Raw genomic sequence first — 25,261 nt, forward strand, 5'->3', positions numbered from 1 at the left:
ATTAGGCCTTTGTCGCCCCTCGGAAATACTATGACTACAAAATTAAATACAGATCTTCGCCCTATCGCTCAAGGTTTATATGACCCTAGAAATGAGCATGACGCTTGCGGCGTAGGATTCGTTGCACATATCAAAGGTAAGAAATCTCATGAGATCGTTTCTCAGGGTTTACAGATCCTTGAGAACTTAGATCACCGGGGAGCGGTTGGCGCTGATCCGTTAATGGGCGATGGCGCCGGTATCTTGATTCAGATCCCAGATACTTTGTATCGCGAAGAAATGGCAAAGCAAGGCGTGACTTTGCCACCATTAGGTGAGTATGGCGTTGGCATGATTTTCTTGCCGAAAGAGCATGCTTCCCGTTTGGCCTGCGAACAAGAGCTAGAGCGCACTGTGCGCTTAGAGGGGCAAGTTGTTTTGGGCTGGAGAGATGTTCCGGTAGATGTGAAATTGCCGATGTCTCCAACAGTACAAATGACAGAGCCATTTATTCGTCAAATTTTTATTGGTCGTGGCCGCGACATCATGACAACCGATGCGCTCGAGCGTAAGTTGTATGTGATTCGTAAAACAGCAAGTCATGCAATTCAAGATTTGCATTTGAAGCATGGCAAAGAATATTTCGTTGCATCAATGTCCGCTAGAACCATTGTTTACAAGGGTTTGCTGTTAGCGAATCAAGTCGGTGCTTATTACCAAGACTTGCAAGACAAGCGCACTGTATCCGCGCTTGCTTTAGTGCATCAACGTTTCTCCACTAATACTTTCCCCGCATGGGAATTAGCGCATCCATATCGCATGATTGCGCACAACGGTGAGATCAACACTGTTAAAGGTAACGTCAATTGGGTTAATGCACGTGAGGGCGCTATTAGCTCCCCAGTTCTTGGCGATGATTTGCAAAAACTCTGGCCGTTGATTTATCCAGGTCAATCAGATACTGCGTGCTTTGATAACTGCTTAGAGTTGCTGGTGATGTCTGGCTACCCTTTAGCCCAGGCCATGATGATGATGATTCCTGAAGCATGGGAACAGCATGCATTGATGGATGACAATCGTCGTGCCTTCTACGAATATCACGCAGCAATGATGGAGCCATGGGATGGACCTGCGGCGATGGCATTTACTGATGGTCGTCAAATTGGCGCAACCTTGGACCGAAATGGTTTGCGTCCAGCACGTTATTACGTAACCGACGATGACTTGGTCATCATGGGTTCTGAAGCGGGCGTATTGCCAATTCCTGAAAGTAAGATCGTTCAAAAATGGCGTTTGCAGCCAGGCAAGATGTTCATGATCGACATGGAGCAAGGTCGCATTATTGATGACGTTGAGCTCAAGAATGCCGTTTCTAAAGCCAAGCCATATAAGAGCTGGATCGACGCAGTTCGTGTGAAGTTGGATGAAGTTGATGCCAGCAAAGCAGATTTGATTGACGAGAAAACGACTATTCGTCCGGCAGCTAAATTATTAGACCGTCAACAGGCATTTGGTTATACGCAAGAGGACATCAAATTCTTGATGGCACCAATGGCCATGAATGGTGAAGAGGCTATTGGTTCAATGGGTAATGACAGTCCATTGGCTGTTCTGTCTAATAAGGACAAGCCTCTCTATAACTACTTCAAGCAATTATTTGCGCAGGTGACCAATCCTCCAATCGACTCGATTCGCGAGAATATGGTGATGTCTTTAGTTTCTTTCATTGGGCCAAAGCCTAATTTATTAGATACCAATAACATCAACCCTCCAATGCGTTTAGAAGTTAGTCAGCCCATTTTGGATTTTGATGACATCACCAAGATTCGCCACATTGGTCACTACACCAATGGCAAATTCCGCTCTTACGAATTGGATATTTGCTATCCAGCTTCATGGGGTAAAGCGGGCATTGAAGCTCGCTTGGCATCCTTGTGCGCTGAGGCTGCAGATGCCGTACGTTCTGGCTACAACATTTTGATCGTGAGCGATCGTCAGGTTGATGAGAAGCATGTCGCCATTCCGGCTTTGTTGGCAACATCTGCTATCCATCAGCATTTGGTGCAAAAAGGTTTGCGTACCAGCGTCGGCTTAGTGGTTGAAACTGGCAGCGCCCGTGAGACTCATCACTTTGCGCTCTTGGCTGGCTATGGCGCAGAAGCCATTCATCCATACCTCGCCATGGAAACTTTAGCGGAAATGGCTAAAGGATTGTCTGGAGATTTATCTGCTGAAAAAGCAGTGAAGAACTTTGTAAAAGCTGTAGGTAAGGGTCTGCAAAAGGTCATGTCCAAAATGGGCATCTCTACTTACATGTCCTACACCGGTTCACAGATTTTTGAAGCGATTGGTTTAAATCACGACATCATCGATCAATACTTCAAGGGTACTCCATCAAATGTTGGTGGTATCGGCGTATTTGAAGTGGCTGAAGAAGCTTTACGTATGCACACAGCTGCATTTGGTAACGATCCAGTTTTAACTAATATGCTCGATGCTGGTGGTGAATATGCTTTCCGTATTCGTGGTGAGAATCATATGTGGACTCCAGACACGATTGCGAAGTTGCAGCACTCCACTCGTATTGGTGCTGAGAAGGGCTATCAGACTTATAAAGAGTACGCCAACATCATTAACGATCAAACCAAGCGTCAAATGACTCTGCGTGGTTTGTTTGAATTCAAGCTCGATCCAGCAAAAGCGATTCCATTGGATGAAGTGGAATCTGCAAAAGAAATCGTTAAGCGTTTTGCAACGGGCGCGATGTCTTTGGGCTCGATCTCTACAGAAGCCCATGCTACTTTGGCGATTGCTATGAACCGTATCGGTGGCAAGTCCAATACGGGTGAGGGTGGTGAAGATCCAAATCGTTATGTGAACGAGCTTAAAGGTATCCCAATCAAAAAAGGCGAGACTTTAGCCAGCATCTTGGGTAGCGATGTAGTTGAGGCTAATATTCCATTGTTGGATGGCGACTCATTGCGCTCCAAGATTAAGCAAGTTGCTTCTGGTCGTTTTGGTGTGACTACTGAGTACTTACGTTCTGCCGATCAGATTCAGATCAAGATGGCCCAAGGTGCTAAGCCTGGTGAAGGCGGTCAGTTGCCTGGTGGAAAAGTATCTGATTACATCGGTAAGTTGCGCTTCTCTGTGCCGGGTGTTGGTTTGATTTCTCCTCCTCCGCACCATGATATTTACTCAATTGAAGATATCGCTCAGTTGATCCATGACTTGAAGAACGTTAATCCAAAGGCTGACGTTTCTGTGAAGTTGGTATCTGAAGTGGGTGTTGGAACTATTGCTGCTGGTGTGGCAAAAGCGAAAGCAGACCACGTTGTGATCGCTGGTCATGATGGCGGAACTGGCGCATCTCCGCTGTCTTCAATCAAGCACGCTGGCTCTCCATGGGAACTCGGCTTAGCTGAAACACAACAAACATTGGTTCTCAATGGTTTGCGCAGCCGTATTCGTGTTCAGGCTGATGGTCAGATGAAAACAGGCCGTGACGTAGTGATCGGCGCTTTGTTAGGTGCGGATGAATTTGGTTTCGCGACTGCACCATTGGTAGTTGAAGGTTGCATCATGATGCGTAAGTGCCACTTGAATACCTGCCCAGTAGGCGTCGCGACTCAAGACCCTGAATTGCGTAAAAAATTCTCAGGTAAGCCTGAGCATGTAGTGAACTTCTTCTTCTTTATTGCTGAAGAGGCTCGCGAGATCATGGCGCAACTTGGTATTCGCAAGTTTGATGACTTAATTGGTCGCGTTGATTTATTAGATACTCGTAAAGGTATTGAGAACTGGAAAGTACACGGCCTGGATTTCAGTAAGATTTTTGCTGAGCCACAAGTTGCCGCTGAAGTTCCACGTTACCAAGTATTAACTCAAGACCATGGCTTAGCCAGCGCACTCGACAATATTTTGATTGAGAAGAGTGAGCCTGCATTAGAGCGTGGTGAAAAGGTTTCTTTCATTGTTCCGGTGAAGAACGTCAACCGAACTGTAGGCGCAATGCTCTCAGGCGAAGTTGCCCAACGTTATGGTCATGCAGGTTTGCCTGATGACACTATTCATATTCAATTGAATGGCACGGCAGGTCAAAGCTTTGCGGCTTTCTTGGCGCGCGGCATCACATTAGATTTAGTCGGCGATGGCAATGACTACGTTGGCAAAGGTTTATCTGGTGGCCGAGTCATTGTGCGTGCGCCTCATGAGTTCCGTGGTGATACAGCGAAGAACATCATCGTTGGCAATACTGTGCTTTATGGCGCAATTGCTGGTGAGGCCTTCTTCAATGGCGTTGCTGGTGAGCGTTTTGCAGTTCGTAATTCTGGTGCTACTACTGTTGTAGAAGGTACCGGTGACCACGGTTGTGAGTACATGACCGGTGGAACAGTGGTTGTGTTGGGTGCGACAGGCCGTAACTTTGCTGCAGGCATGAGCGGTGGCATTGCTTATGTCTACGATGAAGATGGTTTGTTTGATAAGCGTTGCAATACCAGCATGGCAACACTAGAAAAAGTATTACCTTCTGCGGACCAGATCGCCAAGATGCCAAAGTCTGAATGGCATGCTCCTGTCGACGTAAAAGATGGTGGTGAACGTTTGACTGACGAGCAAATTTTGAAGGGCTTGATTGAACGTCATTTCCGTCACACAGGCTCTGAGCGCGCTAAAGCACTCTTGGCCGATTGGGAAAATGCGCGCGGTCGCTTCGTCAAGGTTCTCCCAACTGAGTACAAGCGTGCTCTTGGTGAATTGTGGGAAAAGGCTCAAAGCAAAACAGTTGCTGCATAAGCCACTTAATTAATAAAGACATTAAGAAAAGATACTAAGGATTCGATATGGGTAAGGTCACTGGATTTATGGAGTTTGAGCGTGTCGGCGAGACGTACGAAGCGCCGGTTAAACGCCTCCATCATTACAAAGAGTTTGTTGCGGCATTAACTGATGAGGAAGCTAAAGTTCAGGGTGCGCGTTGTATGGATTGCGGTATCCCGTTTTGCAATAACGGCTGCCCAGTTAATAACATCATTCCTGACTTTAATGATTTGGTGTTTCATAACGATTGGAAGAACGCATTAGATGTTTTGCAATCTACCAATAACTTCCCAGAATTTACTGGCCGTATTTGTCCAGCTCCTTGTGAAGCAGCATGTACCTTAGGAATTAATAGTACTGCAGTGGGTATTAAGTCTATTGAACATGCCATTATTGATAAGGGCTGGGAAAATGGTTGGGTTAAACCACAGCCACCTAAAACGAAGACCGGTAAAAAAGTAGCAGTAGTAGGTGGCGGCCCAGCAGGCATGGCAGCTGCGCAGCAATTAGCGCGCGTTGGTCATGATGTAACCGTGTTTGAAAAGAATGATCGTGTTGGTGGCTTATTGCGCTACGGTATTCCTGATTTCAAAATGGAAAAATGGTTGATTGATCGTCGCGTAGAGCAGATGCAGGCTGAAGGCGTCAAATTTGAGACTGGTGTTTTCGTTGGTAAAGAGGTGATTGGTGCCGAAGTAAAAAATTACTCCAATAAAACAGTTTCTCCTGAGCAGTTGATGAAAGACTTTGATGCGGTAGTGATCACCGGTGGTGCAGAGCAGCCACGTGATTTACCGGTTCCAGGTCGTGAGTTGGCTGGCGTGCACTATGCTTTGGAATTCCTGATTCCGCAAAACAAAGAAAATGCTGGCGATTTCAAAAATGAAATTCGTGCAACTGATAAACATGTAGTTGTTATTGGCGGTGGTGACACAGGTTCAGATTGCGTTGGCACTTCAAATCGTCACGGCGCAACCAAGATTACTCAGTTTGAATTGCTCCCGCAGCCTCCAGAGTTAGAGAACAAGCCTTTGGTATGGCCATATTGGCCTACTAAGTTGCGCACCTCCTCTTCTCATGAAGAAGGCTGTGATCGCGACTGGTCTGTTGGAACTAAGCGTTTTGAAGGTAAAAACGGCAAAGTTGAGAAGCTGATTGGTGTTCGTCTGGAGTGGAAAGACGGCAAGATGGCAGAAGTACCAAACTCAGAATTCGAAATTAAGGCAGATTTAGTACTCTTGGCCATGGGTTTTGTATCTCCAGTTCAACAGGTATTGAATGCGTTTGGCGTTGACAAAGATGCCCGTGGAAATGCAAAAGCAACTGTAGATGGTCAAAATGCCTATCAAACGAACGTTCCTAAGGTATTTGCTGCTGGTGACATGCGTCGCGGACAGTCTTTGGTAGTTTGGGCAATTCGTGAGGGTCGTCAATGCGCCCAAGCAGTAGACCAGTATTTAATGGGGTCATCTGTTTTACCCCGATAATATCGGGGATATGAACAGTGACCAGCCAAACTCTTTGGATGTCAGCAAGCAAGCTGCAGGTGAAGTTGTCGTCTCTATTAAAGACGTCAACTTTTCCTATGCCCCAGGTGAACGTCAGATTTTGTCTGGACTCAATATGGAGTTTCGACGCGGCCAGGTAGTGGCTGTAATGGGCGGCTCCGGCTGTGGCAAGACCACCATCCTTCGTTTGATTGGCGGGCAATTTAATGCTCAATCAGGTCAAGTCCTATTTGAAGGTCAAGACATTGGCAAGATGAATGGTGCCGAGTTGATGGCTGCCCGTCGTCGCATGGGAATGCTTTTTCAGTTCGGAGCATTGTTCACTGACCTGAGTGTTTTTGAAAACGTTGCCTTTCCTCTGCGCGAACATACTGATCTCAGTGAAGAACTATTGCACTCCTTAGTGCTTATGAAATTGAATGCAGTTGGTTTGCGCGGCGCAAGAGACTTAATGCCTTCACAAATTTCTGGTGGCATGGCAAGGCGTGTTGCCCTCGCTAGAGCAATTGCTTTAGATCCACCCCTCATCATGTATGACGAACCATTTGCTGGTCTGGATCCTATTTCTCTTGGCATTACAGCACGCTTAATTCGTGATTTGAATAACGCCCTGGGAGCCACGAGTTTATTGGTTACGCACGATGTTGAAGAGACTTTTGCAATCGCCGATTATGTGTATTTTATTGCAAATGGTCGTATTGGCGCAGAAGGAACTCCTGAGGAATTGAGTCGTTCAACTGATCCTTTTGTTAGACAATTTTTAGATGCAGCGCCAGATGGCCCTGTGCCTTTTCATTACCCAGGAAAAAGCTTGGAAGAAGATTTTGGAGTGAGTGCCTCATGACTTCACTTCTGAACCTGCTTGGTGATCTTGGATTCTTTGTGCGTCGTAACTTAAGTAGTCTGGGTTTGGCTGCTCGCATGTTTGCTGCTGTGATAGCACGCTCTGGATTCTTACTCAAAAGACCTCGTTTAGTGATTGATCAAATTTTATTTGTTGGCAATCATTCTTTTGTGATCATTGCAGTCTCGGGATTATTTGTTGGGTTTGTTTTGGGTTTGCAGGGTTACTACACCTTAAACCGTTATGGTTCGGAGCAAGCGCTTGGACTATTGGTTGCCCTCTCTTTAACTCGTGAGTTGGGTCCTGTCATTACCGCTTTATTGTTTGCCGGTAGGGCTGGCACTTCCTTAACTGCGGAGATTGGCCTCATGAAGGCTGGAGAACAATTAACTGCCATGGAAATGATGGCAGTTGATCCCTTGGGCCGCGTGATTGCGCCACGGCTTTGGGCCGGGATAATTTCTATGCCGATCTTGGCAACGATCTTTACTGCAGTGGGTGTTCTGGGTGGTTATCTTGTTGGTGTGCCTTTGATTGGGGTTGACTCAGGGGCCTTCTGGTCACAGATGCAAGGTGGTGTTGACCTGTTCTCTGATATTGGTAATGGCTTAATTAAAAGCATGGTGTTTGGCGTGGCAGTTACTTTTATTGCCCTCTATCAGGGTTATGAATCCAAGCCTACACCTGAAGGCGTTTCGCAAGCAACCACTCGTACGGTAGTGATCTCTTCTTTATCGGTTTTGGCATTAGATTTCTTGCTAACCGCGATGATGTTCTCAAATTAGAAAGAATAAACTGGGGCTCTTATGAGAAAAAGTGCAATTGATGTCTGGGTAGGAATCTTTGTTGCTATTGGTTTGCTGGCTGCTCTATTTCTCGCACTGAAGGTTGGCAATATGAATGCAGTGTCGTTTGCGCCAACATACAAAATTTCTGCACGCTTTGACAATATCGGCGGCCTCAAACCTCGCGCACCAGTGAAAAGTGCAGGCGTGGTGGTTGGCAGAATTGCTAATATTTCCTTCGATGACAAAACTTATCAAGCAACGGTGGTGATGACCATTGAAGACTCCTATAAGTTTCCAAAGGATTCATCCGCTAAGATTTTGACATCCGGCTTATTGGGTGAGCAATACATTGGTCTTGAGGCGGGCGGATCAGATGATATGTTGACCAATGGCGAAAAGATTGCGCAGACACAATCAGCCATTGTTTTAGAAAATTTGATCAGCCAGTTCCTTTACAATAAAGCAGCAGATAGCGGCCAAGAAAAGGGCGCAGCAAAGTGATGTTGCTTTTTATGCGCAAAGTCAAGATGGCAATCTTGCTTGGTTTGATGGCCTCTTTAGTTGGCTGCGCATCCATTCCTGCTGGCGTAGAGCGCTCTCCCCAGGATCCTTGGGAGCCATTCAATCGCTCAGTTTTTGAATTTAACGAAGGCTTAGATGCTTATGTCCTTAAGCCGGTAGTTACAGGCTATCGTTTTGTATTGCCTGAATTTGTGCGCGATGGAATATATAACTTCTTTAGCAACTACAACGATATTTATACTGCTCTGTATAACTTGCTGCAAGGTAAGCCGGACTATGCCTTTAATGACCTCATGCGCGTGGTGGTCAACACAACAATGGGATTGGGTGGATTCTTGGATCTAGCTACTCCTGGAGGTCTTGAGAAGCACAAAGAAGATTGGGGTCAAACCTTAGGTGTTTGGGGTGTGCCCTCAGGCCCTTATGTAGTTCTTCCGTTCTTTGGCCCAAGTAATGTGCGAGATACTTTTGGCACAGTAGCCGATTTAGAGTCGGACTATCTATTTAAGTATGTGAAGGATGTGGGTCTGCGAAATAGTATTACTGGTTTGCGTGTAGTGAACGCACGTAATACCTATTACGAGGCCGGTGATTTATTGGATGGCGCTGCAATTGATAAGTACAGCTTCTTACGAGATGCTTATATCCAAAGACGTGCCTATCAGATTAACGAGGGCAAAGATGAGGAGGAGCCTAGCATGCCTCCTTACGAGAACGGATATCAGTAAGTCTGAGCGGCTTAATCAACTCGCATTGATGTACAGATAATGAAATGGAACCTATGAAAATTCAAAAAATACTTACTCAATATTTAGCGACAAGTTTGTTTTTGGTTTCTGGTGCTCTTTTTGCACAGGCTCCTGATCAAACAACTCCGCCGGATGTCTTAATTAAAATAGTTGTCACTGAGGTGATGACAACAGTGAAGGCTGATCCCGATATTCAAAAAGGCAATATCCCCAAGATTGTGGAGTTGGTCGAGAAGAAAATTGTTCCATATACCGACATGCGTCGCACTACAGAAATGGCGATGGGTCCTAACTGGAAAAAGGCAACGACCGAGCAACAGGCTCAACTGACTTCCGAGTTTAAGAATCTGCTCATTCGCACTTACTCAGGTGCTTTGAGCCAGCTACGTGACCAAACTGTGCAATTTAAGGCTTTGCGTGCCGCGCCTGACGATAGAGAAGTAGTTGTTAAAACTGTAGTGCTTGGTCGTGGCGATCCAGTACCTTTGGATTACCGCCTTGAAAAAACAGCTAATGGTTGGAAGGTCTACGACATGAACATCATGGGCGTTTGGTTGGTTGAGGCTTATCGCAATCAGTTTTCTAATCAGATCAGTCAAAACGGCATTGAAGGCTTGGTGAAGTTTTTGCAAGACCGCAATAAGCAATTAGCCACTGCTAAACCAGCCAATTAATTGATGAGTACAAACATCATGCCCTTTCTTTTGCCTAAAAAAGTGACGCAAGAAAATGCATTGCAGTTACAAAAAGAAGGCTTGTTAAATAGTCCAAATTTACGCTCGATTGATTGCTCCGAATTGAAAGATTTTGATTCGACAGTGTTAACTGTTTTGTTGGCATGGCAGAAAAAGCTCTTGGTCAGTGGCCAATCTATTTCAGTTGAGCATGCGCCTGAAAAGTTAAAAGTCCTCGCTGGTGTTTACGGCGTAAATGTATTGCTAGGTTTGTAATGACGATACATCCTGCAATTTCCATCCAAAATATATCTAAGCAATACGGAGCACTTCAGGCTTTAGATGATGTTTCATTGAGCATTGAGCCAGGGGAATTCTTCGGTTTATTGGGGCCCAATGGTGCTGGCAAAACTACCTTGATTTCTATTTTGGCTGGTCTAGTGAGACCTAGCCATGGTCATGCCGCCATCATGGGCGCAGATGTTCAGAAGGGGTTTCGTGAGGCACGCCGGATGTTAGGTGTGGTTCCTCAAGAGTTAGTCTTTGACCCCTTTTTTACTGTTCGTGAAACTTTACGTTTTCAATCAGGTTATTTTGGGATTAAAAATAACGATGCGTGGATTGATGAGATTATGGCTAATCTTGACCTCACCTCCAAAGCAGATAGCAATATGCGCTCCTTATCTGGTGGAATGAAGCGTCGAGTACTTGTAGCTCAGGCTTTAGTTCATAGACCGCCGGTCATTATTTTGGATGAGCCGACTGCTGGGGTGGATGTTGAGTTACGTCAATCCTTATGGCAATTTATTAGCCGGTTGAATCAAGACGGCCATACGATTGTTCTGACCACCCACTATTTGGAAGAGGCTGAAGCTTTGTGTCAACGCATTGCCATGCTCAAACAAGGCAAGATTGTGGCTCTAGATACCACTGCTAATTTATTAAGTCGTTACGGATCTGTCAAAAAAGATGGTGAAGGTAAAACGGACTTAGAAGAAGTCTTCGTTAACATCATGTCGGGAAGTGCGCAATGAAACATGGCCTCAATCGACCTGCGCTAGAGTACGGCAGCGGTTTTCCCACCCTATTGTTTAAAGAGGTAAAGCGGTTTTATAAAGTGGCCTTCCAGACGGTGGCTGCACCGGTGCTTACAGCGGTCCTCTACCTCATGATCTTTGGTCATGTTCTTGAGGGCAGAGAAGTCTACGGACGTTTAAGTTACACAGCTTTCTTAATTCCTGGGCTTGTGATGATGAGTGTCTTGCAAAATGCTTTTGCAAATACCTCATCTTCTTTGATTCAATCTAAAGTCACCGGCAACTTAGTATTTGTTTTATTGGCCCCCCTGAGTCATTTCGAGTTTTACTCTGCTTATATTTTGGCTGCAGTATTTCGGGGAATTGTTGTAGGGCTGGGCGTTCTGTTAATTACCATCTGGTTTGCAACACCCACCTTGGAATATCCATTGTGGATTTTGGCATTTGCTTTCTTGGGCGCGGCAATTTTGGGAAGTCTTGGCTTAATTGCTGGCATCTGGGCTGATAAATATGACCAGTTAGCTGCTTTTCAGAACTTCATCATCATGCCCGCAACGATGCTGTCAGGTGTCTTTTACTCTATTCACTCTTTACCGCCAGCATGGCAAGTGGTGTCGCACTTCAATCCGTTCTTTTACATGATTGATGGCTTCCGTTACGGCTTTTTTGGGGTTTCAGATAACTCCCCTTGGAGCAGCTTAGTCATTGTGTTCTGCTTTTTTGTAGTGGTGTCAGTCATTGCCCTGCGGCTGCTGCAAAAGGGCTATAAGCTCCGCTATTAATTGTTGATACCCCAAGCTTTATTAGGAGAAGAAATGCTACCCACCCCACAACAGATTGAAGGCTATATCAAGCAAGGCATTCAGTGCACTCATATACAGGTTGAGGGTGATGGCCAGCACTTTTTTGCCACCATCGTGAGCCCCGAGTTTGAAGGTAAGCGTTTGGTACAGCGCCACCAATTGGTATACGGTGCAATGGGTGATCGTATGAAGGCAGAAGTTCATGCTTTATCAATCAAGGCATTTACACCTGAAGAGTTTGCGCAAAACTCAGCAGCATAAAAATTACATCATTACTCATTACAAACTAATAAATATGTTTTTACTGGAATCGTTTCATGGATAAATTACGAATGGTTGGCGGCACCCCTCTCAATGGAGAGGTAGTGATTGCCGGCGCTAAAAATGCCGCATTGCCCATTCTGTGCGCTTGTCTATTAACTGATCAACCAGTTGTATTGCGTAATGTCCCTGATTTGCAAGATGTGCGTACTATGCTCAAGCTTTTACAAGAAATTGGTGTAACAGTCGATTTCCCAAGTGCTGGTGATCGTAGTCACATGGTATTGAATGCGGCGGTCATTAAAAGTTCAGAAGCGACTTATGAGATGGTGAAGACTATGCGCGCTTCTATCTTGGTACTTGGCCCACTTTTGGCCAGAATGCATAGCGCAAAGGTTTCGTTGCCGGGTGGTTGCGCAATTGGCGCACGTCCAGTAGATCAGCATATCAAAGGCTTGAAGGCGATGGGCGCGAGTATCAAGATTAAGAGTGGCTACATTCAGGCTGAAACCAAGTCACAGTCAGATCGTCTAAAGGGCGCCTCCATTCTGACTGACATGATTACCGTAACCGGTACTGAGAATTTATTGATGGCGGCCACTTTGGCGTCGGGTACAACTATCTTAGAAAACGCTGCACGCGAGCCTGAGGTTGGTGACTTGGCTGAATTGTTAGTGAAGATGGGTGCGAAGATTTCTGGAATTGGTAGTGATCGTCTGGTTATCGAGGGAGCAGAAAAACTTCATGGTGCTGAGCATTCGGTTATTCCGGATCGTATTGAAGCGGGCACATTCTTATGTGCGGTTGCTGCCACTGGTGGTGAGATCACCGTTAAGCATTGCCGTCCCGATACTTTGGATGCCGTGATTGTGAAGTTGAAAGAAGCGGGTCTGCAAATGGAGATTGGTCCAGACTGGATTAAGGCTTCGATGCAGGGTCGTCCTAAAGCAGTCAACTTCCGCACTTCTGAATACCCTGCTTTTCCGACAGATATGCAAGCGCAGCTCATGACAGTCAATGCAATCGCATCGGGTAGCTCAACCATTACCGAGACGATTTTTGAAAACCGCTTTATGCATGTTCAAGAACTCAATCGTTTGGGTGCGGACATTGCTATTGAAGGCAATACTGCGATTGCCCAGGGGGTAGAAAAGCTCTCGGGTGCGATTGTGATGGCCACCGATTTGCGGGCCTCTGCTAGTTTGGTGATTGCTGGATTAGCCGCCCAAGGCGAAACCCAAGTAGACCGGATTTACCACTTAGATCGTGGCTATGACCGCATGGAGCAAAAGTTAACCCTCTTGGGCGCCAATATTGAGCGCGTTAAGTAAGGCTGATGGATAATTAGTCCATGAAATTGACTTTAGCCCTCTCCAAAGGGCGCATCTTCGAAGAAACTGCAGAGATCTTGTCCAAGGTTGGCATAGTGCCGCTGGAGGATCCTGAGAAGTCACGCAAACTCATTATTGAGACCTCTAATCTAGATGTTCGCCTGATTATTGTTCGCGCCTCAGACGTGCCTACTTATGTGCAATTTGGCGGCGCTGATTTTGGGGTAGCTGGGTTGGATGTATTGATGGAAAAAGGGAGTGATGGTTTGTACGTCCCTTACGACTTGAATATTGCAAAGTGCCGCATGTCTGTCGCGGTCCGTGAAGGATTTGATTACGCTGCCGCAGTAAAACAAGGTTCTCGTTTAAAAGTTGCTACGAAGTATGTCAATTGCGCGCGTGAACACTTTGCCAATAAAGGTGTGCATATCGATACGATTCAACTGTATGGCTCAATGGAGCTCGCTCCTTTGGTCGGCTTGGCAGATGCGATTGTGGATCTGGTGTCTACTGGTAATACGCTCAAAGCGAACGGCTTAGTGGAAGTTGAGCCAATTGCTGATATCAGCGCTCGCCTAGTGGTCAATCAAGCTTCATACAAACGCAAGCGTGCGCAGCTACAACCTATTTTTGAGCTACTGAAGTAATAGTAGTCAGATCGAGAAGTCTTTTCCCTATGTCTTCAAACATTAACGTAAAACGCCTCAATAGCAAGGATGCAGGCTTCAGAGAAATTCTGTTGTCGAGCTTGTCCTTGCCGTCTGCTGATGATGAGGCGATAGATGCTGCAGTAGTGAAGATTTTGGCAGCAGTTAAAGACAAAGGTGATGAAGCGGTTCTAGGTTTTACAAAACAGTTTGATCGCTTGAATGTGGCAAGTGTTTCAGATTTAGAGATTTCTCGCAAAGATTTAGAGCTGGCTTATCAGTCTTTAACTGCTGAACAAAAAAATGCTCTTGATATTGCTGCGCAAAGAGTGCGTGCTTATCACGAGAGGCAAAAGACTGAAACGGGTTGCCACTCTTGGGAGTACGAAGAGAAAGATGGAACACGTCTCGGTCAAAAAGTAACTCCATTAGATCGTGTTGGCATTTATGTGCCAGGCGGTAAAGCAGCTTATCCCTCGTCCGTATTGATGAATGCTATTCCTGCAAAAGTAGCGGGTGTTGCCGAGGTGATCATGGTGGTACCTACCCCTGATGGTGCGCGCAATCCTTTGGTTTTGGCGGCAGCCTATCTTGCTGGAGTAGATCGCGTCTTTACGATCGGTGGCGCTCAAGCAGTTGGCGCTTTAGCCTACGGCACTAAAACTATTCCGTCGGTTGATAAGATTGTTGGACCTGGCAATGCCTATGTGGCTGCAGCCAAGCGGAGAGTCTTTGGCACTGTTGGCATCGATATGATCGCTGGCCCATCGGAAATTTTGGTTCTTTGTGATGGATCTACTCCTCCGGATTGGGTTGCAATGGACCTGTTTTCTCAGGCTGAGCATGATGAGCAGGCTCAATCGATCCTTCTCTGTCCAGATGCTCAATATATTGAGCAAGTGCAAGCAAGCATCAACCAGCTCCTCCCTGAAATGCCAAGAGCAAAGGTGATTGAAGCTTCACTCACAAATCGCGCTTTGTTAATTCAGGTAAACGATATGTCTGAAGCCTGTGAGATTGCTAATGCGATTGCTGCTGAGCACTTGGAGATTTGCGCTGCCGATCCACGTCAGTGGGCTGACCAAATTCGTCATGCGGGCGCCATCTTCATGGGTAACTACACTAGTGAATCCTTGGGCGATTACTGCGCCGGCCCTAATCACGTTTTACCTACTGCACGCACGGCACGCTTTTCTTCACCATTGGGTGTGTATGACTTTATCAAGCGCTCGAGCATGATCGAAGTAAGTGAAGCTGGCGCCCAAACCTTGGGCGCTGTTGCAAGTACGCTAGCTCACGGTGAGGGCTTACAAGCCCATGCACGTGCAGCTGAGATGCGCTTAAAGAAGTAAGCGTGTAATAAACCTGCGCTGACTTCTTAAAAATTTAATTCAGAATTTCTTTTAAAGCGGCAACAAGTTCATTACTTTGTTCGTCTGTGCCAATCGTAATGCGCAAGAACTCTTCGATGCGTGGTGATTTGAAGTGACGCACGATGATGCCGCGATCCCGTAAGGCTTGATATAGCTTAGCTCCAGCATGCTGGGGATGTCGCGTGAAAATAAAGTTTGCAGTCGAAGGCAGGGTTGCAAATCCCAAAGCATCGAGTTGCTCAATTAACTTTGTACGAGTTTGAATTACCTTGGCTGAAGTTGCTTCTAGGTGCGCTTGGTCTTCAATGGCTGCAACCGCACCAGCTTGAGCAAGGCGTCCCAAGGGGTAGGAATTAAAGCTATTTTTGACTCGTTCCAAGCCCTCAATCAAAGCTGGATGGCCAACGGCAAAGCCGACGCGCAGGCCAGCTAGAGCGCGGGATTTAGAGAGCGTGTGTACTACTAACAAATTTTCTGGACAGTTGGCGCCACGCAATAGTGGAATGCAAGATTCAGTCCCGTAATCTACGTAAGCTTCATCAATAACAAGTACTGAATCTTTGTTGCGCAAGACTAGCGCTTCAATTTCTGAGCGGGGAATCGATCTACCAGTTGGCGCATTGGGGTTAGGGAAAATAATTCCGCCGTTAGGAGATTGGTAGTCAGCAGTTTTAATCTCAAAATTTTCGTCCAAGGGAACTATTTGGGCATTAATTCCAAAAAGTTTGCAGTAGACGGGATAGAAGCTGTAGGTAATATCTGGAAAATGCACGGGTTTACTTTGCTTGAGTAAACCAGCAAAGACGTGCGCCAACACTTCATCAGAGCCATTGCCTACAAAGACTTGATTTGCATCTAAGCCATGTAATTTAGCGATAGCTTGTTTTAGGGCTGCGCCTTCCGGATCGGGATAGAGGCGTAAATCGGCAGTATTTTGACCTTCAATAGCAGCAAGCGCTTTGGGCGATGGGCCATAGGGACTCTCGTTGGTATTGAGTTTTACCAGCCGCTGCATTTGCGGTTGTTCCCCTGGAACATAGGGGGTTAGGGTTTGAACAACGGGGCTCCAAAAACGGCTCATGAGGGTTCTCAGGTCAAAAATCGGGATAAAAGTGCAACAATATCGATATTTAAATCTCTTCTAGGAATGATATTATGAGGCTTCAATCAACACTTCGCCTCGCGGCGCAATGAAGCATGCGGCAAGCCGACGTCACCCGAAACACTTCGGAAACCAAAATTCAGATTTCCATCAATTTAGATGGAACCGGTAAGGCTGAGCTAGCCTCCGGAGTCCCTTTTCTAGACCACATGCTCGATCAGATTGCGCGTCACGGCATGATTGACCTCAAAGTGGTTGCAAATGGCGACACCCATATTGACGATCACCACACAGTTGAAGATGTGGGAATTACGCTAGGCCAGGCTTTTGCCAAAGCAGTGGGTGATAAGGCGGGTATTACGCGCTATGGCCATTCTTATGTGCCTCTAGATGAGACCCTTTCTCGTGTTGTGATTGATTTCTCTGGTCGCCCAGGTTTGGAATTTAATGTTCCATTTACCCGTGCACGTGTAGGCGACTTTGATGTGGATCTCAGCATTGAGTTCTTCCGTGGTTTTGTTAATCATGCTGGAGTCACTTTGCACATCGATAATTTGCGCGGTATTAATGCCCACCACCAAATTGAAACTGTGTTCAAGGCTTTTGGTCGTGCTTTGCGTATGGCCTTGGCGGTTGATCCGCGTGCTTCAGGCGCCATTCCTTCAACTAAAGGAAGTCTTTAATCTAGACTCCCCACGGTTGCTAAGAAGACAACAGTAGATAACAGGTAAATTTTGGCGCAAACCATTGCGATCGTCGACTATGGAATGGGTAATCTTCGTTCCGTATATCAAGCATTTCATCATGTTGCGCCTGATGACAATGTATTGATTGCTCATCAGCCAGAAGAGATTCATTCTGCAGATCGCGTTGTTTTACCTGGTCAAGGCGCTATGCCAGATTGCATGAAGCATCTAGAGGAATCTGGATTGTTAGACGCCTTACTGGATGCCTCTAAAAGCAAGCCACTTTTGGGGGTTTGTGTAGGCGAGCAGATGCTATTTGATAGAAGTGCAGAGGTACGCGCTACCGAGCAATGGACACCTTGTTTGGGTTTGATTCCCGGGGAAGTACGTCGTTTTGAGCTGCTTGGTCAAAAGCAGCCAGACGGCTCCTGCTATAAAGTCCCTCATATGGGCTGGAACCAAGTGCGCCAAGACCGAAAACACCCGCTTTGGGATGGCATACCTGATTTAACGAGCTTTTATTTTGTGCATAGCTACTATGTTGTGCCGCAGCGTAATGAAGATACAGCTGGTTCTACTGAATATGGCGATTGGTTTACTTCTGCGGTGGCGCGAGATAATATTTTTGCAACTCAATTTCATCCAGAAAAAAGTGCAGAATACGGTTTAAAGCTTTATAAAAATTTTGTTTCTTGGCAACCTTAATATTCCTAACCATTTGCTATGCTGCTGATTCCCGCAATTGATCTTAAAGACGGCCACTGTGTTCGACTCGAACAGGGTGATATGGATAAAGCTACAGTGTTTTCAGAAGACCCTGGCGCAATGGCGGCGCATTGGATTAGCAAGGGTGCTCGACGCTTACATTTAGTAGATCTCAATGGCGCATTTGCTGGCAAGCTCAAAAATGAGGCTGCGATTAAATCGATTCTCAAAGCGGTTGGTAATGAAATCCCTGTGCAACTCGGTGGCGGTATTCGTGATCTTGAAACCATTGAGCGTTTATTAGATGACGGTATTAGCACTGTCATCATTGGCACCGCAGCCGTAAAGAATCCCGGCTTTGTGCAAGATGCCTGCACAGCATTTCCAGGTCATGTCATGGTTGGTTTAGATGCGCGTGATGGCAAAGTAGCGACTGATGGCTGGAGCAAGATTACTGGTCATGAAGTGATTGATCTTGCCAAGAAGTTTGAAGATTGGGGCGTAGAAGCCATTATCTATACCGATATTGGTCGGGATGGCATGCTCAAGGGTGTGAACATTGAAGCCACAATCAAGCTGGCTCAAGCCATTCGCATCCCGATAATTGCCAGTGGTGGACTCTCTAATAATCAAGATATTGATGCACTTTGCAAGGCGGAAGAAGAAGGCGTCATGGGCGTGATTGCTGGTCGCTCTATTTATGCGGGTGATCTTGATCTTGCAGCTGCTCAAAAATATGCTGATGAGTTAACCCTCAAGTACGCAAAGAAAATCATCTAGTGTTAACGAAGCGAATTATTCCTTGTTTGGATGTCACTGCAGGGCGCGTTGTTAAAGGTGTGAACTTTGTAGGCTTACGTGATGCAGGCGATCCAGTCGAAATCGCTAAACGTTATGACACACAAGGCGCTGATGAGCTGACGTTTTTAGATATCACCGCTACTTCTGATGGACGCGATCTGATTTTGCACATCATTGAGGATGTGGCATCACAAGTTTTTATTCCGCTTACTGTTGGCGGCGGTGTGCGTGCAGTGGCTGATGTGCGTCGCTTACTGAATGCCGGCGCAGATAAAGTGAGCATGAATTCTTCTGCGGTAGCCAACCCCGATTTAGTTTCCGATGCAGCCGCTTATTACGGTTCTCAGTGTATTGTGGTGGCGATTGATGCCAAGCAAACTGAAGCTGGCAATTGGGAAGTGTTTACCCATGGCGGTAGAACTACGACTGGAATGGATGTAGTCACATGGGCTACTGAAGTGGCTAAACGTGGTGCAGGCGAGATTCTCTTAACAAGCATGAACCGCGATGGCAGTAAGGATGGCTTTGACTTGGCTTTAACTGCTGCAGTAAGCGATGCCGTTCCTGTTCCCGTGATTGCCTCTGGCGGCGTTGGTAATTTGCAGCATTTAGTCGATGGTATTACTAAGGGCCATGCAGATGCAGTATTGGCGGCTAGTATTTTTCACTATGGTGATTACACCGTTGGGCAGGCAAAAGAATATATGGCAGCCCAAGGAATTCCGGTTCGGATTTAATCGGTGTTCTTAAGCGCTAATCGCCATATGCGCGATAAAGGCGGAGCGGTTTTCACCAGCAGATTTGGCCTTAGCATCTAATCTTGCTAGAACCCTTTTTGGTAAAGAAATATTTACTCTTTCGATATCGTCCGACAGTAATGCCGGGTCAATCTCAGCAATTGCCCAAATATATCCTTTGAACTCTTTCTTCTTTTGCAGCTCGGTAATAGAACTGGGCTTTGGGATATCTTCGCCCGCGTCTAATGCGGCCTCAATCCAAAGCTCAATCGCTTCTTTGGCATTCTCAATAGCCTCATCAATTCCACTGTCAGCGGCAGAAAAGCAGCCTGGCATGTCAGGAACAATCACACCCCACACCAACTTATGCCCACCTGGTTCAATAGCAATTGGATATTTCATTGTTCATCCTTCTATTTAATTCCTGCTTGTTTCAGTAGTTTTTGAACCAATCCAATTCCTAGATCTTTTTTGGGATGAGGAACCGTAATGTGCCCAGCTTTGCGGGGGTGGTTAAAAACATGATGAGACCCTTTTGAGCCCCGCAAAACCCAGCCATCTTTTTCTAATACCTTGATGAGTTCTTTGCTATTCATCCTCGAATTATAAATTCTATACACATCATACACACAAACAGGGTTATTGTCCAGAAGGTGGGTTGGGCTGTTGCAGTAAGCCGAAGGCGATTCTTATTTGGGTGACTCTTAATAATTCTGTCAAAATCGGATAAATGTCAGATACAAATAAAAACTCACTAGACCAGGGGCTATTAGCAGCGGTGACTTGGAATGATCAAGGATTGGTTCCAGTAATCGCCCAAGAAGTTGGCAGCAAGGATATCTTGATGATGGCCTGGATGAATCGCGACGCCTTATTGGAAACCTTACGCTTAGGCGAGGCAGTCTACTGGACTCGTTCCAGACAAAAACTGTGGCACAAGGGCGAAGAGTCTGGCCATACCCAGAAAGTAAAAGAAATTCGTCTGGATTGTGATGGGGATACGATTTTGCTGATGGTTGAGCAAAAAGACGGGATTGCTTGCCATACGGGTGAGCATAGCTGCTTCTTTAGGGAGTGGGATTCTGTAAGCTCAAATTGGCAAAAGATCAGTAAAAACTGACCCAAATAAATATTTATGGTCTGTATTTCCACTTTATAGTCGTTTAGAATGGTATATACTTTGATATATACCAAGGGGCTAGGATGATGGGTCTAACAGCAAAAATCTTTATGAATGGGCGTAGTCAAGCAATAAGATTGCCTGCAGCCTTTCGTTTTGAGGAAAAAGAAGTATTTATTCGGCGTGATCCCAGTACTGGCGACTTAATTCTGTCCAGAAGGCCCGAAAACTGGGATAGCTTTTTCGTGGCGCTTGCAAGCGCGGATGTTCCTTTGGATTTCTTAAGTCCCGAAGATCGAAATCAAGACTCGCAAGATCGAGATCCTTTTGCTGGAGTCAATGACTGATGAGATATATGCTCGATACCAATACCATCAGCAGCCTCATTAAGAAAAACCCAGTAGTAAGTAGAAAAATCGCTAGTGTTCCCATGGAAAGACTATGCTTGTCAGTTATATCTGAAGGTGAAATTCTCTATGGTTTGGCAAAAAAGCCAAATGCAAGGAACTTACATTTGGTTGTGCAAGAGTTTTTAAAGCGAGTGGATGTTTTAGTTTGGGATACCGATGTAGCCGAGCATTATGGTGTTTTAAGGGCCCAGTTAGAGGGCAATGGAAATGTGTTGGGCTCTCTTGACATGCAAATTGCAGCACATGCTTCTCAGCTTGGAGCAATTCTAGTGACAAATGACCAGGCTTTTAAAAGGATAAAGCAGTTAAAGGTAGAGGATTGGACTGTATAGTCTGCAAAATATATTAATGAAAAAAATACTGAACTCAGACAAAAAAATTGAATCTGCTCTCACCCATTTAGCCGATGTAGTTGATCAACGTCGTGATGCATTTAAGGCAGGCCAAGCAGATCCCAAAACTTCATATACCGCTTTGCTCTTTTCAAAGGGTGATGACGGGATCTTGAAAAAGATTGGCGAAGAAGCGACTGAGGCTGTGATGGCGGCAAAAGATGCGCGCAATTCTAATTTGGCGGCCGATCAACAAAAGCTCTTAGTCGGCGAAATGGCTGATTTGTGGTTTCACTGCTTGATTGCTTTGTCTCAATTTAACCTACGACCGGAAGATGTCATTGCCGAGCTTGATCGTCGCTTGGGTACTTCTGGCATTGAAGAGAAGGCCGCGAGAAAAGCGGCTGGTAAAGAGTAAGTACGGATAAATACGAGAAAAAGTATGTCACACGATCCTAATTGCCTGTTTTGTAAGATTTCTCAAGGTTTGATTCCCTCCCAGAAGGTCTATGAGGATGAAGAAATCTATGCTTTTAAAGATATCAACCCGGCAGCGCCAGTCCATTTTTTGATGATTCCTAAAAAGCATATCCCCATGCTGGAGTCAGCAGAAAGCGTGGATGCTCCTTTGCTGGGTAAAATGATGGAATTAGCACCGCGTCTTGCCAAAGAGCAAGGCTGTCGTCCTAGTAAGGATGGTGGCTTTAGGTTGATGGTGAACAATGGTGCGGATGGTGGGCAGGAGGTTTATCACTTGCACTTACATGTGATGGGCGGTCCCCGCCCCTGGAAAAAATAATCCAAGGAGATTAAAAATGGGTTCATTTAGCATTTGGCATTGGTTAATTGTTTTGGTGATCGTGATGTTGGTGTTCGGTACCAAAAAATTGCGCAATATCGGCCAAGATTTGGGCGGCGCTGTAAAAGGCTTTAAAGATGGCATGAAATCTGCTGAAGAGCCTAAAGAGCAAATTCAACAAAGTACTGCAACAGCAGACAAGACCGTTGATGTGCAAGCTAAAGACGTAAACAAATAACTAACTAATAGCTGAAGCGCACTTGAAACTCATGCTGCATTTAAATTACTGCGTTACATGATTGATCTCGGAGTTTCAAAACTTGCACTGATTGCTGTAGTTGCTCTGGTGGTGGTTGGACCAGAGCGCCTGCCTAAAGTAGCTCGCATGGCTGGTAATTTGTTTGGCCGTGCACAGCGCTATATGGCGGACGTCAAGTCTGAAGTGAGTCGTCAGATGGAGGTGGAGGAATTTAAAAAGTTTCGAGAAGAAACTGTTGCCACTCTCAAAGAGGTTGAAAACAGTATCGGCTCTACGGTTCAAGAGGCTAGCGCTAACTTAAGCGATCAGGCGGATATTTTTGAAACGAGCTTTGATAAGCCGCCTTTAGATGAAAAAGAAGTACTTCGCAAAACCAAGCGCCAAGGCCGCAACAGCTGGGGTGTGCGTCGAGCTGCAAGGCCGCTTTGGTTTAAGCGTTCCGCTGGCATTCGTACTCGAGTGCAATCTGGCGCTGCTAGGATGAAGCGCTTTCATCACAGTGCTGGCAAATAAAAATAATAGTAAAAAGTAAAATAATAAAAACACTTACGCATGACTGAAAACAATTCAACTGAAGATTCGGGATTACAAGAAACCTTTCTTTCCCACTTATTTGAATTACGTGATCGCGTAATTAAAGCAGCGCTCGCAATTATTGTTGTCTTCGTATGCCTAGTCTACTGGGCGCCGGATATTTTCCATTTGTTTGCACAGCCTTTATTAAAGGCTTTGCCTGCCGGTGGCAAGATGATTGTGACAGACGTCACAGGTTCATTCTTTGTACCAATGAAGGTCACTATGCTGGTCGCATTCATCATCGCTCTACCAGTGGTGATGTATCAACTTTGGGCATTTATTGCGCCTGGTTTGTATATGCATGAAAGAAAACTCATTCTGCCTTTGGTCGTGAGTAGCTATACCTTGTTCATTGCTGGTATGGCGTTTGCTTACTTTTTAGTATTTCCAACGGTATTTAAGTTCATGGCAAGTTACAACGCACCTTTGGGTGCGGAGATGTCGACCGACATTGATAACTATTTAAGTTTTGCCATGACAACCTTCTTGGCATTTGGTATTACTTTTGAAGTGCCTGTTGTAGTGGTTGTCTTGGTGCGCATGGGTATGGTGCCCCTGGCTAAACTGAAAGAAATTCGCCCTTACGTGATTGTGGGAGCTTTCGTGATTTCAGCTGTAGTGACACCACCCGATGTACTTTCTCAATTATTACTAGCCGTACCCATGACCTTGCTCTATGAAATAGGGCTATTGGTTGCGCGCTTTTACGTGCCAAAACCCTCCGATGAGGATGCCGAAACTGATCAATCGACTTCTGCGTCGACCTGATTCTTGGAGAAAGTCGTTGTAAGCCAGTTGGTAACGCGATCAAAGCGATAGCGTCTTTGGCGTAAATTGCCCTCCAAATCCATCTCTGTTCCAGCGAAGGCCTTGCCAGCCGCCAAGAGAGCGCGACGTTGTTGAATCGTTTCAATCTGAATCAATCTAGGCAAGATCTTTGGTAATTCCCAGCGAATATCCACCACTACACAATGCTCGTGCTGTAGCTGTCCTACCTCGCTCAATAATAATTCTGCTTTACTAAAATTAAATTGGTTTGCAATGATGATGCGATGGCAGAGCAATAACCAATCTTCATCCACCTTATGTTCGGCATGGTGATTAATCGCCTCTTCGGCGCACTGAGCTAATTCATACCATTCATTGGATTTGGGATTAGAGCAACTTTCCAAAATCTTGCTGAGCAATTCTTTAGCTTCTGGCACACCTTGTTGGTAGGCTTGCCATACCCAATAGGAAGCCTGTAGACCGCGTACCTTCTCTTCGCTCTTTTCACGCTTGCGCCACAGATTAGCGCCTTTACGCAGTTGTGCTTGTGGATGACCAAGATCGGCAGCTCGATCAATACAGCGATCACTTTCTGCGGCGTTGTAACCAGAAAACTGCGGACGACGATAAATTTCACCGAGCGCGAACCAGGCATCGCGATCACCATCTTTGGCAGCGAGCTCTAACCAATAGGCGGCTTTCTTCAGTGAGGCATTGGATTTTGTTTCGGCCACCTCAACCCGTTCGTCGAGTTGTGCGAGGCGCAGGCCTAGCGTAAGTTTTGCAACAGTTAAACCAAGCTCGGCTGCTTGAATTAATGCATCTTCATTTTGATCATCAAGCCATACCTTCCAGAGGGAGGAGAGAGCTTCATTCTTAGGCTGCAATTTAATCAGCAACTCTTTTGCGTTGTTTGCGAAAAGAGATTCTCCATCTGCAAGATCCTGTAAATATTGTTTAGCAATCTTTTGAATGCCGACAAAATCCAAAGAAGACAATTTTTCTAGAGTGGATGATGAATTCTTTTTGAGCCAATCCGCTAGTTGCGATTGGACACTCTGATTGGCAGGATTAATTAATAGGTTAACAAGCTGCCATTTAGCAGCAAGATTGGCATCAGAGGCCTTTTCAGCTTCAGCTAACTTCCAAAAAGAGTCCCAGCCAAACCCAAAGGCAGGTGAGCTAAAGGTTTCAGCAAGCGGAATGTTGGCAATCTGGCTTAAAAGATCAAGAATTTCAGCATCACCTGAGTTTTTATTTTCAAGTGATTGATTTGTAATGGAAAAATAGGATTTTTCCAACCAAATGAGGGCGTTGGCAGGCTGAATAGGCGTCTTAAAAGTGCCCGTTAAGTATGCGGAAGCCAGTTTTTGTTGCGCAGAAACGTCACCCAATCGTGCTGAACTGAGGATTTTTAAGAATTCGCGGCTTGCCATATGACAATTTTGTCATCTAAGGCCCATAAAAGACAGAAAACAAAGGTCTTGTTGCCGAGATACAACGAAGAAAGCCAAAAAACTACCTTTTGACAAGCAAAAAGATCTCCTAAATACCCTGACCTCCAGTCTGGTGAGGCAAAAGAAGCAAAATTCGTAAGTCCCAGTTTTATTTGGGCATTACTTTTAATTT

At 45.7% G+C, this 25,261-nt stretch carries 29 protein-coding genes and 1 pseudogene; 26 read left to right on the top strand and 4 right to left on the bottom strand.

All coding sequences use genetic code 11. The annotated features are described in order from the left end of the window. Positions 1 to 30: 30 nt before the first annotated feature. The 14 genes and pseudogenes from ICN37_RS00680 to hisD all read left to right on the top strand — a co-directional run bounded on the left by ICN37_RS00680 (position 31) and on the right by hisD (position 15,316). A complete protein-coding gene (locus ICN37_RS00680) occupies positions 31 to 4,776 on the top strand; it encodes a glutamate synthase-related protein (protein ID WP_216154314.1) in 4,746 nt (1,581 codons plus the stop codon). Between the two features lie 47 nt (positions 4,777 to 4,823). Next, entirely contained in the window at positions 4,824 to 6,287 is a 1,464-nt protein-coding gene (locus ICN37_RS00685) for a glutamate synthase subunit beta (protein ID WP_216154315.1), read from the top strand. Between the two features lie 10 nt (positions 6,288 to 6,297). Beyond that, positions 6,298 to 7,152 carry an ABC transporter ATP-binding protein gene (locus tag ICN37_RS00690; protein ID WP_216154316.1) on the top strand — a complete coding sequence of 285 codons (855 nt, stop codon included), beginning with the start codon at positions 6,298 to 6,300 and terminating at the stop codon, positions 7,150 to 7,152. After that, the gene (gene mlaE, locus ICN37_RS00695) at positions 7,149 to 7,937 is read left to right on the top strand and encodes a lipid asymmetry maintenance ABC transporter permease subunit MlaE (protein WP_216154317.1); all 789 of its coding nucleotides are present in this window, start codon (positions 7,149 to 7,151) and stop codon (positions 7,935 to 7,937) included. The genes ICN37_RS00690 and mlaE overlap by 4 nt, the downstream gene beginning before the upstream one ends. 21 nt (positions 7,938 to 7,958) lie before the next feature. After that, positions 7,959 to 8,441 carry an outer membrane lipid asymmetry maintenance protein MlaD gene (gene mlaD, locus ICN37_RS00700; RefSeq protein ID WP_215321296.1) on the top strand — a complete coding sequence of 161 codons (483 nt, stop codon included), beginning with the start codon at positions 7,959 to 7,961 and terminating at the stop codon, positions 8,439 to 8,441. Continuing rightward, positions 8,441 to 9,190 carry a VacJ family lipoprotein gene (locus ICN37_RS00705; RefSeq protein ID WP_216154474.1) on the top strand — a complete coding sequence of 250 codons (750 nt, stop codon included), beginning with the start codon at positions 8,441 to 8,443 and terminating at the stop codon, positions 9,188 to 9,190. The genes mlaD and ICN37_RS00705 overlap by 1 nt, the downstream gene beginning before the upstream one ends. Before the next feature lie 53 nt (positions 9,191 to 9,243). Then, entirely contained in the window at positions 9,244 to 9,885 is a 642-nt protein-coding gene (locus ICN37_RS00710; RefSeq protein WP_215321297.1) for a phospholipid-binding protein MlaC, read from the top strand. Between the two features lie 3 nt (positions 9,886 to 9,888). Beyond that, positions 9,889 to 10,161, top strand: coding sequence for a lipid asymmetry maintenance protein MlaB (locus ICN37_RS00715; RefSeq protein WP_255533266.1), 273 nt, complete (start codon positions 9,889 to 9,891; stop codon positions 10,159 to 10,161). After that, positions 10,161 to 10,850: pseudogene (locus ICN37_RS00720) on the top strand (ABC transporter ATP-binding protein); the annotation flags it as partial. The gene ICN37_RS00715 and the pseudogene ICN37_RS00720, both read left to right, overlap by 1 nt. A 65-nt stretch (positions 10,851 to 10,915) precedes the next feature. Further along, on the top strand, positions 10,916 to 11,704 hold the full coding sequence (locus ICN37_RS00725; protein WP_216154318.1) for an ABC transporter permease: 789 nt from the start codon (positions 10,916 to 10,918) through the stop codon (positions 11,702 to 11,704). A gap of 33 nt (positions 11,705 to 11,737) precedes the next feature. Further along, complete coding sequence (locus ICN37_RS00730) at positions 11,738 to 11,986, top strand: BolA family protein (protein WP_215321300.1); 249 nt, start codon at positions 11,738 to 11,740, stop codon at positions 11,984 to 11,986. Positions 11,987 to 12,042: 56 nt separating this feature from the next. Then, positions 12,043 to 13,317, top strand: coding sequence for a UDP-N-acetylglucosamine 1-carboxyvinyltransferase (gene murA / locus ICN37_RS00735; protein WP_216154319.1), 1,275 nt, complete (start codon positions 12,043 to 12,045; stop codon positions 13,315 to 13,317). A gap of 20 nt (positions 13,318 to 13,337) precedes the next feature. Then, positions 13,338 to 13,964 carry an ATP phosphoribosyltransferase gene (hisG, locus tag ICN37_RS00740; protein ID WP_215321302.1) on the top strand — a complete coding sequence of 209 codons (627 nt, stop codon included), beginning with the start codon at positions 13,338 to 13,340 and terminating at the stop codon, positions 13,962 to 13,964. A 29-nt stretch (positions 13,965 to 13,993) separates the two neighbouring features. Next, positions 13,994 to 15,316: a histidinol dehydrogenase gene (gene hisD / locus ICN37_RS00745; RefSeq protein ID WP_216154320.1), complete on the top strand. Its 1,323-nt coding sequence runs from the start codon at positions 13,994 to 13,996 to the stop codon at positions 15,314 to 15,316. Between the two features lie 34 nt (positions 15,317 to 15,350). Here hisD and hisC read toward each other — a convergent pair whose 3' ends face one another. Further along, the gene (gene hisC / locus ICN37_RS00750) at positions 15,351 to 16,418 is read right to left on the bottom strand and encodes a histidinol-phosphate transaminase (protein WP_216154321.1); all 1,068 of its coding nucleotides are present in this window, start codon (positions 16,416 to 16,418) and stop codon (positions 15,351 to 15,353) included. Positions 16,419 to 16,534: 116 nt separating this feature from the next. Here hisC and hisB point away from each other — a divergent pair, with 116 nt between their 5' ends. From hisB to hisF, 4 genes are read left to right on the top strand one after another with little or no spacing between them, the layout of a single operon-like run. After that, a complete protein-coding gene (gene hisB / locus ICN37_RS00755) occupies positions 16,535 to 17,122 on the top strand; it encodes an imidazoleglycerol-phosphate dehydratase HisB (RefSeq protein ID WP_215321305.1) in 588 nt (195 codons plus the stop codon). Between the two features lie 51 nt (positions 17,123 to 17,173). Continuing rightward, the gene (gene hisH / locus ICN37_RS00760) at positions 17,174 to 17,830 is read left to right on the top strand and encodes an imidazole glycerol phosphate synthase subunit HisH (protein WP_216154322.1); all 657 of its coding nucleotides are present in this window, start codon (positions 17,174 to 17,176) and stop codon (positions 17,828 to 17,830) included. An 18-nt stretch (positions 17,831 to 17,848) separates the two neighbouring features. Next, entirely contained in the window at positions 17,849 to 18,610 is a 762-nt protein-coding gene (gene hisA, locus ICN37_RS00765) for a 1-(5-phosphoribosyl)-5-[(5-phosphoribosylamino)methylideneamino]imidazole-4-carboxamide isomerase (RefSeq protein WP_215321307.1), read from the top strand. Further along, a complete protein-coding gene (gene hisF / locus ICN37_RS00770) occupies positions 18,610 to 19,368 on the top strand; it encodes an imidazole glycerol phosphate synthase subunit HisF (protein WP_216154323.1) in 759 nt (252 codons plus the stop codon). The genes hisA and hisF overlap by 1 nt, the downstream gene beginning before the upstream one ends. A gap of 9 nt (positions 19,369 to 19,377) precedes the next feature. Here hisF and ICN37_RS00775 read toward each other — a convergent pair whose 3' ends face one another. Together ICN37_RS00775 and ICN37_RS00780 are read right to left on the bottom strand one after the other, a co-directional pair. Further along, positions 19,378 to 19,770, bottom strand: coding sequence for a type II toxin-antitoxin system HicB family antitoxin (locus tag ICN37_RS00775; RefSeq protein ID WP_215321309.1), 393 nt, complete (start codon positions 19,768 to 19,770; stop codon positions 19,378 to 19,380). 11 nt (positions 19,771 to 19,781) lie between these two features. Next, a complete protein-coding gene (locus tag ICN37_RS00780; protein WP_216154324.1) occupies positions 19,782 to 19,964 on the bottom strand; it encodes a type II toxin-antitoxin system HicA family toxin in 183 nt (60 codons plus the stop codon). A gap of 134 nt (positions 19,965 to 20,098) precedes the next feature. Here ICN37_RS00780 and hisI point away from each other — a divergent pair, with 134 nt between their 5' ends. From hisI to tatC, 8 genes are all read left to right on the top strand, one after another. Beyond that, entirely contained in the window at positions 20,099 to 20,488 is a 390-nt protein-coding gene (gene hisI / locus ICN37_RS00785; RefSeq protein ID WP_215321311.1) for a phosphoribosyl-AMP cyclohydrolase, read from the top strand. Positions 20,489 to 20,571: 83 nt separating this feature from the next. Continuing rightward, the gene (locus ICN37_RS00790) at positions 20,572 to 20,835 is read left to right on the top strand and encodes an antitoxin (RefSeq protein ID WP_370623801.1); all 264 of its coding nucleotides are present in this window, start codon (positions 20,572 to 20,574) and stop codon (positions 20,833 to 20,835) included. After that, complete coding sequence (locus tag ICN37_RS00795) at positions 20,835 to 21,230, top strand: type II toxin-antitoxin system VapC family toxin (RefSeq protein WP_255538427.1); 396 nt, start codon at positions 20,835 to 20,837, stop codon at positions 21,228 to 21,230. The genes ICN37_RS00790 and ICN37_RS00795 overlap by 1 nt, the downstream gene beginning before the upstream one ends. Before the next feature lie 16 nt (positions 21,231 to 21,246). Continuing rightward, complete coding sequence (locus ICN37_RS00800) at positions 21,247 to 21,648, top strand: phosphoribosyl-ATP diphosphatase (protein WP_215321312.1); 402 nt, start codon at positions 21,247 to 21,249, stop codon at positions 21,646 to 21,648. 24 nt (positions 21,649 to 21,672) lie between these two features. Next, positions 21,673 to 22,029, top strand: coding sequence for a histidine triad nucleotide-binding protein (locus ICN37_RS00805; protein WP_216154325.1), 357 nt, complete (start codon positions 21,673 to 21,675; stop codon positions 22,027 to 22,029). Between the two features lie 16 nt (positions 22,030 to 22,045). Further along, on the top strand, positions 22,046 to 22,267 hold the full coding sequence (tatA, locus tag ICN37_RS00810) for a Sec-independent protein translocase subunit TatA (protein ID WP_215321314.1): 222 nt from the start codon (positions 22,046 to 22,048) through the stop codon (positions 22,265 to 22,267). Positions 22,268 to 22,324: 57 nt separating this feature from the next. Beyond that, entirely contained in the window at positions 22,325 to 22,801 is a 477-nt protein-coding gene (tatB, locus tag ICN37_RS00815) for a Sec-independent protein translocase protein TatB (RefSeq protein WP_216154326.1), read from the top strand. 39 nt (positions 22,802 to 22,840) lie between these two features. Next, entirely contained in the window at positions 22,841 to 23,632 is a 792-nt protein-coding gene (gene tatC / locus ICN37_RS00820; protein ID WP_216154327.1) for a twin-arginine translocase subunit TatC, read from the top strand. On the opposite strand, the gene ICN37_RS00825 is transcribed toward tatC, so the two are convergent. Then, on the bottom strand, positions 23,608 to 25,068 hold the full coding sequence (locus ICN37_RS00825) for a tetratricopeptide repeat protein (protein ID WP_216154328.1): 1,461 nt from the start codon (positions 25,066 to 25,068) through the stop codon (positions 23,608 to 23,610). The genes tatC and ICN37_RS00825 overlap by 25 nt on opposite strands. Between the last annotated feature and the right edge of the window lie 193 nt (positions 25,069 to 25,261).

Origin of the sequence: Polynucleobacter sp. P1-05-14 (assembly GCF_018881675.1) — a bacterium.
Taxonomy (GTDB): domain Bacteria; phylum Pseudomonadota; class Gammaproteobacteria; order Burkholderiales; family Burkholderiaceae; genus Polynucleobacter.

Excerpts from the sequence above, each read along its gene's own strand:
- hisB (WP_215321305.1), top strand. The coding sequence starts at position 16,535 with ATGCGGCAAGCCGACGTCACCCGAAACACTTCGGAAACCAAAATTCAG.
- hisC (WP_216154321.1), bottom strand. The coding sequence starts at position 16,418 with ATGAGCCGTTTTTGGAGCCCCGTTGTTCAAACCCTAACCCCCTATGTT.
- ICN37_RS00725 (WP_216154318.1), top strand. The coding sequence starts at position 10,916 with ATGAAACATGGCCTCAATCGACCTGCGCTAGAGTACGGCAGCGGTTTT.
- ICN37_RS00680 (WP_216154314.1), top strand. The coding sequence starts at position 31 with ATGACTACAAAATTAAATACAGATCTTCGCCCTATCGCTCAAGGTTTA.
- ICN37_RS00780 (WP_216154324.1), bottom strand. The coding sequence starts at position 19,964 with ATGAATAGCAAAGAACTCATCAAGGTATTAGAAAAAGATGGCTGGGTT.
- ICN37_RS00715 (WP_255533266.1), top strand. The coding sequence starts at position 9,889 with ATGAGTACAAACATCATGCCCTTTCTTTTGCCTAAAAAAGTGACGCAA.
- ICN37_RS00690 (WP_216154316.1), top strand. The coding sequence starts at position 6,298 with ATGAACAGTGACCAGCCAAACTCTTTGGATGTCAGCAAGCAAGCTGCA.
- murA (WP_216154319.1), top strand. The coding sequence starts at position 12,043 with ATGGATAAATTACGAATGGTTGGCGGCACCCCTCTCAATGGAGAGGTA.
- mlaD (WP_215321296.1), top strand. The coding sequence starts at position 7,959 with ATGAGAAAAAGTGCAATTGATGTCTGGGTAGGAATCTTTGTTGCTATT.
- ICN37_RS00800 (WP_215321312.1), top strand. The coding sequence starts at position 21,247 with ATGAAAAAAATACTGAACTCAGACAAAAAAATTGAATCTGCTCTCACC.
- hisI (WP_215321311.1), top strand. The coding sequence starts at position 20,099 with ATGTCAGATACAAATAAAAACTCACTAGACCAGGGGCTATTAGCAGCG.
- ICN37_RS00685 (WP_216154315.1), top strand. The coding sequence starts at position 4,824 with ATGGGTAAGGTCACTGGATTTATGGAGTTTGAGCGTGTCGGCGAGACG.
- ICN37_RS00795 (WP_255538427.1), top strand. The coding sequence starts at position 20,835 with ATGAGATATATGCTCGATACCAATACCATCAGCAGCCTCATTAAGAAA.
- ICN37_RS00775 (WP_215321309.1), bottom strand. The coding sequence starts at position 19,770 with ATGAAATATCCAATTGCTATTGAACCAGGTGGGCATAAGTTGGTGTGG.
- tatA (WP_215321314.1), top strand. The coding sequence starts at position 22,046 with ATGGGTTCATTTAGCATTTGGCATTGGTTAATTGTTTTGGTGATCGTG.
- hisD (WP_216154320.1), top strand. The coding sequence starts at position 13,994 with ATGTCTTCAAACATTAACGTAAAACGCCTCAATAGCAAGGATGCAGGC.
- ICN37_RS00730 (WP_215321300.1), top strand. The coding sequence starts at position 11,738 with ATGCTACCCACCCCACAACAGATTGAAGGCTATATCAAGCAAGGCATT.
- hisG (WP_215321302.1), top strand. The coding sequence starts at position 13,338 with ATGAAATTGACTTTAGCCCTCTCCAAAGGGCGCATCTTCGAAGAAACT.
- mlaE (WP_216154317.1), top strand. The coding sequence starts at position 7,149 with ATGACTTCACTTCTGAACCTGCTTGGTGATCTTGGATTCTTTGTGCGT.
- tatC (WP_216154327.1), top strand. The coding sequence starts at position 22,841 with ATGACTGAAAACAATTCAACTGAAGATTCGGGATTACAAGAAACCTTT.
- ICN37_RS00825 (WP_216154328.1), bottom strand. The coding sequence starts at position 25,068 with ATGGCAAGCCGCGAATTCTTAAAAATCCTCAGTTCAGCACGATTGGGT.
- ICN37_RS00705 (WP_216154474.1), top strand. The coding sequence starts at position 8,441 with ATGTTGCTTTTTATGCGCAAAGTCAAGATGGCAATCTTGCTTGGTTTG.
- hisA (WP_215321307.1), top strand. The coding sequence starts at position 17,849 with ATGCTGCTGATTCCCGCAATTGATCTTAAAGACGGCCACTGTGTTCGA.
- ICN37_RS00790 (WP_370623801.1), top strand. The coding sequence starts at position 20,572 with ATGATGGGTCTAACAGCAAAAATCTTTATGAATGGGCGTAGTCAAGCA.
- ICN37_RS00710 (WP_215321297.1), top strand. The coding sequence starts at position 9,244 with ATGAAAATTCAAAAAATACTTACTCAATATTTAGCGACAAGTTTGTTT.
- tatB (WP_216154326.1), top strand. The coding sequence starts at position 22,325 with ATGATTGATCTCGGAGTTTCAAAACTTGCACTGATTGCTGTAGTTGCT.
- ICN37_RS00805 (WP_216154325.1), top strand. The coding sequence starts at position 21,673 with ATGTCACACGATCCTAATTGCCTGTTTTGTAAGATTTCTCAAGGTTTG.